This is a genomic window from Pseudomonas japonica (assembly GCF_900188455.1).
GTDB lineage: Bacteria > Pseudomonadota > Gammaproteobacteria > Pseudomonadales > Pseudomonadaceae > Aquipseudomonas > Aquipseudomonas japonica.
Genome location: NZ_FZOL01000007.1, coordinates 19,474 through 31,556, shown reverse-complemented (window position 1 = coordinate 31,556; position 12,083 = coordinate 19,474). Strand labels below are relative to the sequence as shown.

The window sequence follows — 12,083 nt, the reverse complement described above, 5'->3', positions numbered from 1 at the left end:
GCGTGCCCTCATCGACGGCGAAGCGGTCTGCGCCGTGACGTTCGAAGGCCGCCGGGTCAGGACAGTGTAGACGCTGCCCCCGGCCATGTTCGGGGGCAGCGACCGGGGGTCAGCCGCGGTGACGGCCGCGGAAGTAGTTGATCAGACCCTGGGTCGAGGCGTCTTCGACGGGCTCCTCGATCCCGCCGATCAGGCGCTGGTAGACGCCCTTGCCGAGCTCCTTGCCCAGCTCCACGCCCCACTGGTCGAAGGCGTTGATGCCCCAGATCACGCTCTGCACGAAGACTTTGTGTTCGTACATCGCCACCAGCGCGCCGAGACGCCGCGGGCTGATCCGCTCGACCACCAGGGTGTTGCTCGGACGGTTGCCCGGGATCACCTTGTGTGGCGCCAGACGCTGCACGTCGGCTTCGTTCATGCCCTTGTCGCGCAGCTCGGCCTCGGCCTCGGCGCGGGTCTTGCCGAGCATCAGCGCCTGGCTCTGCGACAGGCAGTTGGCGTACAGCCACTGGTGATGGTCGGCGACCGGGTTGAAGCTCACCACCGGGACGATGAAGTCTGCCGGGATCAGCTGGGTGCCCTGGTGCAGCAACTGGTGATAGGCATGCTGGCCGTTGCAGCCGACGCCACCCCAGATCACCGGACCTGTGTCATGGCTGACCGGCGTGCCATCCTGGCGCACATGCTTGCCGTTGGATTCCATGTCCAACTGCTGCAGGTGCTTGGTGATGTTGCGCAGGTAGTGGTCGTACGGCAGGATCGCGTGGCTCTGCGCGCCCCAGAAATTGCCGTACCAGACACCGAGCAGGGCCAGCAGCACCGGCATGTTCTGTTCGAACGAGGCGTTCTGGAAGTGCTGGTCCATGGTGTAGGCACCGGACAGCAGTTCCTTGAAGTTGGCGGTGCCAATGGCCAGGGCGATCGGCAGACCGATGGCCGACCACAGCGAGTAGCGTCCGCCGACCCAGTCCCACATCGGGAAGATGTTCTCTTCGCGGATCCCGAACGCCACGGCCGCGGCCTTGTTGCTGGAAACGGCGATGAAGTGGCGATACAGCTCGGCTTCCGAGCCGCCCTGGGCCAGGTACCAGGCGCGGGCGGCCTGGGCGTTCTTCAGGGTTTCCAGGGTGTTGAACGACTTCGACGAGACGATGAACAGGGTGGTCTCGGCGCGGATATTGGCCGACAGCTCATGGAACTCGCTGCCATCGATGTTCGCCAGGTAGTGGCAGCGCACGCCGCGCTGGGCATAGGGCAGCAGGGCCTCGGAAACCAGTTCCGGGCCGAGGAAGGAGCCACCGATACCGATGTTGACCACGTCGGTGATCGGCTTCTCGCTGTAGCCGCGCCACAGGCCGTCATGGATCTTGCCGACCAGTTCGGTGACCTGGTTGAGCACCTTGTGCACTTCCGGTATCACGTTGACGCCGTTGACGCTGAGCTTGTCGCCCACTGGCCGGCGCAGCGCGGTATGCAGCGCCGGACGGCCTTCGGAGGCATTGACGATCTCGCCGGCGAACAGCGCCTGGATGGCGTCCTTCAGGCCCACTTCATTGGCCAGGCCGACCAGCTTGTCGCGGGTCTCGCTGCTGATCAGGTTTTTCGAGTAGTCGAGGAACAGGCCGCAACTGCTCAGGGAGAACTGGTTGAAACGTTGCGGGTCGGCGTTGAACGCCTCGCGCATGCTGAAATCCTGCATGGCTTCGCGGTGTTGCTGGAGTGCCTGCCAGGCTGGCAGAGCGGTGACATCATGAGGAGTACGGTAATACGCCATCGCTGCAGGTTTCCTTGATTGCTTGAGCTGCCTTGGACACGGAGAACGCGTAGCCGTTACCGGCCCGTCGCGGATTATTTCGCGGCGGGCCGGTAAAAGCCATTGAGTTATGTCATTTCGCCGCAGCCTGGGCCCGTGGTGAGCCCTCGGGGCATTTCCCGAGCTTAGTTGGCGTCGAGATTCAGGTGCAGGTTGTCGATCAGGCGGGTATTGCCGAGGTAGGCCGCGACCAGGATGACCAGGTCGCGGTCGGCGTCCGTGGCGGTGCGCAGGTTGAGCGCCTGGCGGACTTCCAGATAGTCGGGCTTGAGGCCTGCGCTGATCAGTGCCTGCTGGCCTTCGGCAATCAGCGCGGGGTAGTCGCGGCGGCCCTGGCGGATCGCATCGGCCAGCTGGCTCAGGGTGCGGTACACCACGGGCGCGGTGGCACGCTGCTCGGCGTTCAGGTAGCCGTTGCGCGACGACAGTGCCAGGCCGTCCTCGGCACGCACCGTGGGCTCGCCGATGATCTGGATCGGCATGTTCAGGTCGCGGACCATGGCACGAATCACCGCCAGTTGCTGGAAGTCCTTCTGACCGAACACGGCGAGGTCCGGCTGGACCATGTTGAACAGCTTGCTGACCACTGTCGCCACGCCTTCGAAATGCCCGGGGCGGCTGGCGCCACAGAGGCCTTCGGAAAGTTGCGGAACGCTGACCCGGGTCTGCACGCCCATGCCGTCCGGGTACATTTCCTCGACGTTGGGGGCGAACAGCAGGTGGCAGCCGGCTTCGAGGAGTTTTTCCTGATCGGCGGCGAGGGTGCGCGGATACTTGTCCAGGTCCTCGCTGGGGCCGAACTGCAGCGGGTTGACGAAGATGCTGGCGACCACGAAGTCGGCGCGCTGCGCGGCCTTGGTCACCAGCGCGGCGTGACCGCTGTGCAGGTTGCCCATGGTCGGCACGAAGGCGATGCGCTTGCCCTCGCCACGGGCGCGGGCCACTGCGGCACGCACCTCAAGAACGGTTTTGACGGTATTCATGCGCTGAACCCATGTTCGCTGCCGGGGAAGGTAACGTCCTTCACCTCTTTGACGTAGGCCTGGAAGGCACTCTGGATGTCCGCCTGGCCGGCCATGAAGTTTTTCACGAACTTCGGCGCGCGACCGCTCAGGGACAGGCCGAGCATGTCGTGCATGACCAGTACCTGACCGTCGGTGGCGCTGCCGGCACCGATACCGATCACCGGAATGCCCACCGCCTGGGTGATCTCCGCGGCCAGCTCGCTCGGCACGCATTCGAGCAGGAGCATGGCGGCACCGGCCTGTTCCAGGGCAATGGCGTCGGCGCGCATCTGCCGTGCCTGGTTTTCCTGACGTCCCTGGACTTTGTAGCCGCCGAGGATGTTGACCGCCTGCGGGGTCAGGCCGAGGTGGACGCACACCGGCACGCCGCGATCGGCCAGCTGGCGCACGGTGTCGCCGAGCCAGGCGGCGCCTTCGAGCTTGACCATGTGCGCGCCGGCGCGCATCAGCTCGGCGCAGTTGGCGAAGGCCTGCTCGGGGGTGGAGTAGGCCATGAACGGCACGTCGGCGAGGATCAGCGCACCTTCGTTGCCGCGTTTGACGCTGGCGACGTGGTAGGCCATGTCGGCATTGGTCACCGGCAGGGTGCTGTCGTGGCCTTGCAGGACCATCCCCAGGGAGTCGCCTACCAACAGGATTTCTACGCCGGCACGGGCGGCGACCTGGGCGAAGGTCGCGTCGTAGCAGGTCAGCATGGCGATTTTCTCACCCTTGGCCTTGAGAGCCTGCAGGGTGGTCAGGGTTACGTCTGGCATGAAAAGCAATCCTCGTTCAGGCGCTGTGAAAGACCACTGCGTACAACGCATGTATTCATCTTCTGGAACGGCACATCATCGAGTGTGGTGTTTGGGTGAACCCGTTCCGGTCCTGGTTACGCCTTGTTTACGGCACGGGCGTGCCACGGGACGCCTATAGTCGTGAGCGCGGGGAGGGAAGTCAATTACCGTGTTACCGCATTGTTACGTCAGCGGTGTTACGGGCGTTACCGCTGGGGGAACGCCTGGCTACAGGCGTTCCAGACCGACGAACGGGCAGTCCGCGAGCAATTGCGCGAGGGGGCGCTGGTCCGCCAGACGGAAGTCTTCGGGCACCAGTTCGGCCAGGGGATAGAGCACGAAGGGACGGGCATGCATGTGGTAGTGCGGCACTGTCAGACGCGGCTCGTCGATGATCCGGTCGGCGTAGAGCAGGATGTCCAGGTCCAGCGTGCGCGGGCCCCAGCGCTCCTTGCGCTCGCGGCCCTGGTCGGCTTCGATGCTTTGCAGGGCGTCGAGCAGGACCAGGGGCGCGAGACGGGTGTCCAGCGCCGCCACGGCATTGGTGTAGCGTGGCTGGCCGGGGGACAGCGAGTCGCTGGCATAAAAGGACGAGATACCCGCCAGTTGCGTATCGGGCAACTGCGTCAGTGCATCGAGGGCACTGTGCAGTTGTTCCCGCGGGTTGGCCAGGTTGCTGCCCAAGCCGATGTAGGCACGCTGCATCGGGCTCACTCGTCCGCACCGCCATCGGCGCGACGGCGTTTGCCGGGGCTGCGCTTGCGTTTGCGCGGACCGGCACCGCTGCCTTCGTCACGACTGCCAAGCTCGCGGATCATCTCGCGGCGCTCGCTTTCGTTGCATTCCTGGTAGTCGGTCCACCACTGGCCGAGGTCGTCGGTTTCCTCGCCAGCGCTTTCGCGCAGCAGGAGGAAATCGTAGCCGGCACGGAAGCGCGGGTTGTCCAGGAGCAGGTCAGCGCGCTTGCCACTACGCCGTGGCAGGCGTTCCTGCATGTCCCAGATCTCGCGAATCGGCAGGGTGAAGCGCTTCGGAATGGCGATGCGCTGGCACTGCTCGAAGATCAGCTCGTGGGCGGCTTCGTTCATGGCCGGGATCGGTGGCATGCCGCGGCTCTGCAGGTACAGGGCGCGCGCCGGCAAGGCTGGCCAGAGCAGGGCGGCGAAGAGGAACGCCGGGGTCACCGGCTTGCCTTGCCTGACCCGTAGATCGGTGTTGATCAGGGCCTGGCTGATCAGCGTGTGGGTGTAGGTCGGCTGGTCTTCGAGCGCCTGGGCGCTGGCCGGGAACAGTGGATCGAACAGCTGCAGGTCGACCAGCATCTCGAAGGTGTCGGCGGCATGCCCGGACAGGAACAGCTTCAGCGACTCCTCGAACAGCCGCGCCGCCGGAATCTCCCGGAGCATCGGCGCCAGTTCGCGGATCGGCAGCACAGTGTGCTTCTCGATACCGAAGTTGAGCTTGGCGGCGAAACGCACCGCGCGCAGCATGCGCACCGGGTCTTCCTGGTAGCGCTGGGTCGGGTCACCGATCAGGCGGATCAGGCGGTTGCGAATGTCGTGTACGCCGTTGGCGTAGTCGAGGATGCGCTCGCTGACCGGATCGTAGTACAAGGCGTTGATCGTGAAATCGCGGCGTTGTGCGTCGTCTTCCAGGGTGCCGTAGACGTTGTCGCGCAGGATCCGTCCGCTTTCGTTGCGGGACGACTGGTGACTGTTTTCTTCTTCGTCGACCGGATGGTTGGCGCGGAAGGTGGCTACTTCGATGATCTCGCGGCCGAAATGCACGTGGACCAGCTTGAAGCGCCGGCCAATCACGCGAGCGTTGCGGAACTCGGCGCGGATCTGTTCCGGCGTGGCGCTGGTGGCGACGTCGAAGTCCTTGGGCGTGATGCCCAGGAGCAGGTCGCGCACGCAGCCACCGACCAGGTAGGCCTGGTAGCCGGCGCTCTGCAGGCGTTCGACGATGTTCACCGCATGGCGGCTGAACTGGTGGCGCTGCAACGAATGTTGCGCATGGTTGATCACCTCGGGCGTGGTGCGCCTGTGGTGCTGGATACGCGCCGGAGGACGGAAAGACTGGAACAGCTTCTTCAGCATGGGATGCACTGTTTGAAGGAATTTTCGGCCAGAAACGTAGAATGGCCGCATGATGGGCACGGATTCTAGCATTTAGTCGGAAAAGGGTGTAGGCGCCCGAGAAACGGTACGAAAGGGATTGTCGGAACGCGGAAACTACAAGGGGAGCCGAAGCTCCCCAAGAAGTAGTTGCGTGCTCTTATTATTTTTTTGTCGGGCTTCTTGTTTTTGTTGAGTGCCCTGACCACCCAATGCCGTGAGGCTGGTGGACTGTCTCCCTAACCGGGAGTACAAGAGCAAACGGATTGCTTTGATCGCCGATGTTGCGATGATCTATCGATCCAACCAGTTCAGGCTCTGCTAGAGTGCAGTTTTTGTTGTTCTCTGCCTGGTTGTGGGGCAAGCCCCAAACACAACTCATCTCCAAAAGAATCAGTTAGCTGCGCCTCCGCCGTCTTGTTCTTATTGTGCGTGAGCCGATTCGTCTTATTTTTATTGTGTTTTGCAGTGCTTGTTATTGTTCTTGTACCGAACATATAGCAGGTGCCGTGCCAACTTTTGCAAAGCCCAGTAAAACAAGGGGTTAGGCGAGGTCTGGGGTGTTTTTGAGGCGAAAAAAAACCGGGATTTCGTTACCGTAAGCCCCGGTTTCTGTTACGGCCTCGTCATGAGGTAACAGTTTTTGGCCGAAGCGCGGTGTTACCCGCAGGGGGTGACACCGTGCCGCAGCCTGCCGCTCAGCTTTCGCTGGTGGCGCCGCTCTTGCGTCGCGGAATGCCCAGGCGCTGCCGACGTTCCCACAGGCACTTGCGGCTGACGCCGAGCTTGCGTGCCAGTTCGGTCTCGGTCATGTGGTCCTGGTGTTCGAGGACGAAGTGCTGGAAATAGTCTTCCAGCGACAGGTCCTCGGTGGGTTCGTGGCTGGTGGTGTTGGCCGCATTGCTGATGGTTGGCAGGCTGTCGAAGGTTTCGTCGTCTTCCAGGTCGCTCAGTTCGATATCGATACCCAACAGGTCCGCGGAAATTTCCGGGCTCTCGCAGAGAATCACCGCACGCTCCACTGCGTTTTCCAGTTCGCGCACATTGCCCGGCCAGGAGTAGTGGCGGATCGCCTGTTCGGCGTCGTGGGCGAATTTCAGGTCGTTGCGCCCGATGCGTGCGGCCTGGCGGGTGAGGAAGGCGTTGGCAATTTCGTTGACGTCGGCGCCGCGCTCGCGCAGGGCGGGCAGCTTGAGGGCGATGACGTGCAGGCGGTAGTAAAGGTCTTCACGGAACTGGCCGATCTTGGCCAGGTTTTTCAGGTCGCGATGGGTCGCGGCGATCAGGCGGACATCGACCTTCTGCGACTGCACCGAGCCGACCCGGCGGATTTCACCTTCCTGCAGCACACGCAGCAGGCGGGCCTGGGCTTCGAGCGGCAGTTCGCCGATCTCGTCGAGGAACAGGGTGCCACCGTCCGCGGCTTCCACCAGGCCGGCACGACCGGCGCTGGCACCGGTAAACGCGCCCTTCTCGTGGCCGAACAATTCGGATTCGATCAGGGTTTCCGGAATCGCCGCGCAGTTCACCGAGATCATCGGTGCCTTGGCCCGGCGTGACAGATTGTGCAGGGCGCGGGCCACCAGCTCCTTACCGGTCCCAGACTCGCCCTGGATCAGCACGTTGGAGTCGGTAGGGGCGACCTTGCGAATCTTGCTGTAGAGGTCCTGCATCGGCGCACAGGAGCCGATGATGCCGATTTCGCCGTTGGCGTTTCCGGCAGTGGCCTTGTCGGCGACCGGGGTCTTGCCGTTGGCGCGTTCGGCCGGGGCCGAGGGGGCGTTCTGCCGGTCACGCAGGATGCGCGCGACGGCCTGGAGCATTTCATCGTGGTCGAAGGGCTTGGCGATGTAGTCCACCGCGCCCATTTTCATCGAGTCGACCGCCGAGCGCAGGCTGGCATAGCTGGTCATGATCAGCACCGGCGTGCCCTGACCCAGCTTGATCAGCTCGGTGCCGGGGGCGCCGGGCAGGCGCAGGTCGCTGACGATCAGGTCGAAGGTGGCGATGCTGAATCGCTCCTGGGCTTCCTGCACCGAGCCGGCCTCGCTGACCTGGTACTGGTTGCGTTCGAGCAGGCGACGCAGGGCGGAGCGGATGATGGTTTCGTCTTCGACGATCAGAATATGAGGCATTGATTCAATTCTCTCGACGGTCTCAGTTCACAGCGGACGTCGCTTCGACATGTCGTGGCAGGGTCACACGGATCCGCGTACCACGTTGGCTCTTGGTATCGGCCGGGCTGTCGATGGTGATCTGTCCATAATGCTCTTCCACGATGGAATAGACCAGAGCGAGCCCCAGCCCCGTTCCTTCGCCCGGGTCCTTGGTGGTGAAGAAGGGTTCGAACAGGCGGTCCATGATGTTTTTCGGGATACCGCTGCCTTCGTCCTCGACGATCAGGTCGACGGTATGTTCGCTGGCCTCGCTGCGCACTCGTACCGCGGCACCGGCGGGAGAGGCGTCACGGGCGTTGGAGAGCAGGTTGATCAGCACTTGCGCGAGGCGTTGTGGATCGCCCTCGACCCAGTGTTCGGGATCGCACAGGTTGAAGAACTGTACTTCGAAATTGCGCCGGTTCAACGCCAGCAGACCGATGGCATCCTGCGCCACTTCGGCCAGGCATACCGGTTCGTCGCTGTGCTGGTGGCTACCGGCATGGGCGAAGCTCATCAGCGACTGGACGATGCGCGAGATGCGCTTGGTCTGTTCGAGAATCTGGCTGCTCAGTTCGGTGATCTCGCCGTCGTCCTCGCGCTCCTCGCGCAGGTTCTGCGCCAGGCAGGCGATACCGGTCACCGGGTTGCCGATCTCGTGGGCGACCCCGGCGGCCAGGCGGCCGATACTGGCCAGGCGCTCGGAGTGCACCAGCTTGTCTTCGAGCATCTGAGTTTCGGTGAGGTCTTCCACCAGCAGTACCAGACCGCTGTTGCCGGGGGCCAGGGGTTCGTCGATGGCTGCCTTGTGCAGGTTCAGCCAGCGGGTCTGGCCATCGAGGCCCAGGCGCTGCTTGTGCAGGTGTTCGTCGGGGACGTTGATGAAACCCTGCAGCAGGCCGCGCCAGGGCTCGACGATGGTGCTCAGGCGCGAACCGACCACGCGCTTGGCGGGAATCCCGGTGAGCTCCTCCATGGCCTTGTTCCACATGAGGATCTCCTGGTCCTTGGCCAGGGAGCAGACGCCCATCGGCAGTTCCTGCAGGGTCTGCCGGTGATAGCGGCGCAGGGCATCCAGTTCGGCGGCGAGGCCGGTGAGTCGGGAGTGGTAGTCCTCGAGGCGGCTTTCGATGAAGTGGATGTCCTCGGTGACGTAGTTCTCGCTGCCGGACTTGTAGGGCAGGAAGGTCTCCACCATGTCCTGGGCCACGCTCGGCCCCATCAGGCCGGACAGGTTGGCCTCGATGCGATCGCGCAGGCGGCGCAGGGCATAGGGGCGGCGTTCGTCGAAAGGCAGGTAGAGGTCGCGCAGGGCCTGTTCGACTTCCTTCTGCGCGGCCTTCGCCCCCAGTGGCTTGGCCAGCTGAGTGGCGAACTCCTGCGGCGAGGCGGCATACAGTTCGCGGCGTTGCGGGCGGCGCACGTTGTCCACCGCACAGGCTTCGGCAGCCGAGACTTCCTCGGAGCTGGCATTGGTGAACAGGGAAATCAGGGTGAACAACAGCACGTTGGCCGCCAGCGAGGCGATCGCCGCCATGTGCCAGCTGGTGTCGTCCAGCACGTAGATCATGTTCAGCAGCGGGATGTAGAAGCCTTGCAGGTTGCCCACCAGGGGCAGCAGCATGGTCACCATCCACACCGTGATGCCAGCGAGCAGACCGGCGATGAAACCGCGGCGGTTGGCGGTCGGCCAGTACAGCACGGAAAGCACGCCGGGGAGGAACTGCAGGGTGGCGACGAAGGCGACGATACCGAGATTGGCCAGGTCCTGTTGCGCGCCGAGCAGCAGGTAGAAACCGAAACCGGCGGCGATGATGGCAACGATCAGGGCACGGCGGGTCCACTTCAGCCAGCGGTAGATGTTGCCTTCGGCGGGTGGCTGGTACAGCGGTAGCACCAGGTGGTTCAGGGCCATGCCGGAGAGGGCCAGGGTGGTGACGATGATCAGGCCGCTGGAGGCGGACAGTCCGCCTATGTAGGCGAGCAAGGCCAGCGCCTGGTTGTTGGCGGCGATGCCCAGGCCGAGGGTGAAGAACTCCGGATTGGTGCTGGCGCCGAGCTTGAGGCCGGCCCAGAGAATCAGCGGTACTGCCAGGCTCATCAGCAGCAGGAACAGCGGCAGGCCCCAGCTGGCGCTGACCAGCGAGCGCGGGTTGAGATTCTCGGTAAAGGCCATGTGGTACATGTGCGGCATGACGATGGCCGATGCGAAGAACACCAGCAGCAGGGTGCGCCACGGACCTTCCTGCAGCGGTGTGTGCAGGGCGGCGAGGGCGGTCTGGTTCTGCAGCAGCCAGACCTCCAGTTGATGCGGGCCGCCGAATACACCGTACAGCGCATACAGACCGATCCCGCCCAGGGCCAGGAGCTTGACCACCGACTCGAAGGCGATGGCGAAGACCAGGCCTTCATGTTTTTCGCGGGTCGCGATGTGTCGCGAGCCGAAGAAGATGGTGAACAGCGTGATCATCGCGCAGAAGGCCAGGGCCACGCGGCTCTTCACCGGCTCGCCGGTGAGAATGCTGATGGAGTCGGCTACTGCCTGGATCTGCAGGGCCAGCAGTGGCAGCACGCCGATCAGCATGAACACCGTGGTCAGGGCGCCGGCCCAGGTGCTGCGGAAACGGAAGGCGATCAGGTCGGCGAGTGACGACAGCTGGTAGGTACGGGTGATCTTGAGAATCGGATAGAGCAGCACCGGTGCCAGCAGAAACGCGCCGGAGACACCGAGGTAGCAGGCGAGGAAGCCGTACCCGTACTGATAGGCCAGGCCGACCGAGCCGTAGAAGGCCCAGGCGCTGGCGTAGACACCGAGCGACAGGGTGTAGGTCAGGGGATGGCGGATGATCGCCCGGGGGATCATCCCGCGTTCGCTGATCCAGGCCACGCCGAACAGCACCAGCAGGTAGGCGGCGCTGATCAGGATCATCTGGGTCAGGCTAAAGCTCATCGGCATCACGTTGGCTCTGCAGGATAAAGGTCACGACGATCAGGATCAGCCAGAGCAGGTAAGGGCGATACCACGCACCGGTCGGCTCGATCCACCAGTCCATGATGGCCGGGGAGAACAGGTAGATCCCCACGACCAGGAGCAGGACCAAACGATAGATGTACATGCTGGCCTCACTGGATTTGTGCGCTTCGAACTGGACTTATTATTGGCGCAAAACGCGGGTGATGGTAACGGAAGCCCCGACGCCTGCAAACGGGCTGGTGGTCATGGCCCAAGGGGTTGAATCTATTGGCCTTTCTGTTCTCGGGCAAGCACTCAGTGCAGATCCGCTTCAGGGACGGTCAGGCGCTGCGCAATCGCGTGTGCATTCCAGTGGCGGGCGGCATGGGCCAGGACCTCGTCGGGCCGGGCCTCGAGCATGCCGACCTCGGTGCTCTGGCCGAGCGCGCGCAGGGCCCGCAGGATCAGCGGGGTGGCCTGCTCCGCCGGCAGCGGCGCGGAACGATAGGTCTTGCCCAGTTTGTGGCCGTCCGGCTGGATGATCAGCGGTACGTGCAGGTAGCGTGGTTGTGACAGGCCCAGCAGTTCCTGCAGGTACAACTGGCGTGGTGTGTTGTCCAGCAGGTCGGCACCGCGGACGATATCGGTCACGCCCTGCCAGGCATCGTCGAGCACCACTGCCAGTTGGTAGGCGTACAGGTTGTCGCGGCGGCGGATGACGAAGTCACCGACCTCGCGACCCAGGTGCTGCTGGAAATGCCCCTGGACGCGGTCATCGAAGCCGTAGGTCAGTTCCGGCACCCGTATCCGGATTGCCGCGTCTTCCGGGCTGTGCCCGAGGTTGCGGCACAGCCCGGGATAGATGCCGCCATAGGCCTCCAGTTGCTTGCGCGAACAGGTGCAGGCGTAGGCCAGCCCCTGGCGAAACAGGCGCTCGACCACTTCGGCATACGCCGCGTGGCGGTCATGCTGATAGACCACTTCTCCGTCCCATTCCAGGCCGTAGCTTTCCAGGGTCTTGAGAATCGCCGCCTGGGCGCCGGGGGCTTCCCGTGGCGGATCGATGTCTTCCATGCGCAGCAGCCAGCGACCGCCGACGGCACGGGCGTCGAGCCAGGAGGCCAGGGCTGCCACCAGCGAGCCGAAGTGCAGGAATCCACTGGGAGTAGGGGCGAAGCGTCCGATGTAACGGGAGTCGGTCATGATCTGTGCGGACTGTATAAATGAAACGGGGCGCTGGAAG

General features: G+C 63.8%; 9 protein-coding genes. All 9 read right to left on the bottom strand.

The features are described 5' to 3' along the window. Nucleotides 1-109: 109 nt before the first annotated feature. Nucleotides 110-1,774 (bottom strand): glucose-6-phosphate isomerase, encoded by a 1,665-nt coding sequence (gene pgi, locus CHB99_RS10715; protein WP_042125758.1) that lies wholly within the window; start codon nt 1,772-1,774, stop codon nt 110-112. Between the two features lie 164 nt (nt 1,775-1,938). Continuing rightward, complete coding sequence (gene panC / locus CHB99_RS10710; RefSeq protein WP_042125760.1) at nt 1,939-2,796, bottom strand: pantoate--beta-alanine ligase; 858 nt, start codon at nt 2,794-2,796, stop codon at nt 1,939-1,941. Continuing rightward, on the bottom strand, nt 2,793-3,593 hold the full coding sequence (gene panB / locus CHB99_RS10705; protein WP_042125762.1) for a 3-methyl-2-oxobutanoate hydroxymethyltransferase: 801 nt from the start codon (nt 3,591-3,593) through the stop codon (nt 2,793-2,795). Before panB ends, panC begins: the two co-directional genes overlap by 4 nt. A gap of 249 nt (nt 3,594-3,842) precedes the next feature. After that, nucleotides 3,843-4,319: a 2-amino-4-hydroxy-6-hydroxymethyldihydropteridine diphosphokinase gene (gene folK, locus CHB99_RS10700; RefSeq protein WP_042125764.1), complete on the bottom strand. Its 477-nt coding sequence runs from the start codon at nt 4,317-4,319 to the stop codon at nt 3,843-3,845. 5 nt (nt 4,320-4,324) lie between these two features. Further along, on the bottom strand, nt 4,325-5,713 hold the full coding sequence (locus CHB99_RS10695; RefSeq protein WP_042125766.1) for a polynucleotide adenylyltransferase PcnB: 1,389 nt from the start codon (nt 5,711-5,713) through the stop codon (nt 4,325-4,327). Nucleotides 5,714-6,429: 716 nt separating this feature from the next. Then, nucleotides 6,430-7,866 carry a sigma-54-dependent transcriptional regulator gene (locus tag CHB99_RS10690; RefSeq protein ID WP_042125768.1) on the bottom strand — a complete coding sequence of 479 codons (1,437 nt, stop codon included), beginning with the start codon at nt 7,864-7,866 and terminating at the stop codon, nt 6,430-6,432. Nucleotides 7,867-7,888: 22 nt separating this feature from the next. After that, entirely contained in the window at nt 7,889-10,843 is a 2,955-nt protein-coding gene (locus CHB99_RS10685; RefSeq protein WP_167335867.1) for a sensor histidine kinase, read from the bottom strand. Beyond that, nucleotides 10,827-11,003 carry a hypothetical protein gene (locus CHB99_RS10680; RefSeq protein ID WP_003250005.1) on the bottom strand — a complete coding sequence of 59 codons (177 nt, stop codon included), beginning with the start codon at nt 11,001-11,003 and terminating at the stop codon, nt 10,827-10,829. The genes CHB99_RS10685 and CHB99_RS10680 overlap by 17 nt, the downstream gene beginning before the upstream one ends. A gap of 152 nt (nt 11,004-11,155) precedes the next feature. Beyond that, nucleotides 11,156-12,043, bottom strand: a complete 888-nt coding sequence (gluQRS, locus tag CHB99_RS10675; RefSeq protein ID WP_042125773.1) for a tRNA glutamyl-Q(34) synthetase GluQRS — start codon at nt 12,041-12,043, stop codon at nt 11,156-11,158. Nucleotides 12,044-12,083 lie beyond the last annotated feature (40 nt).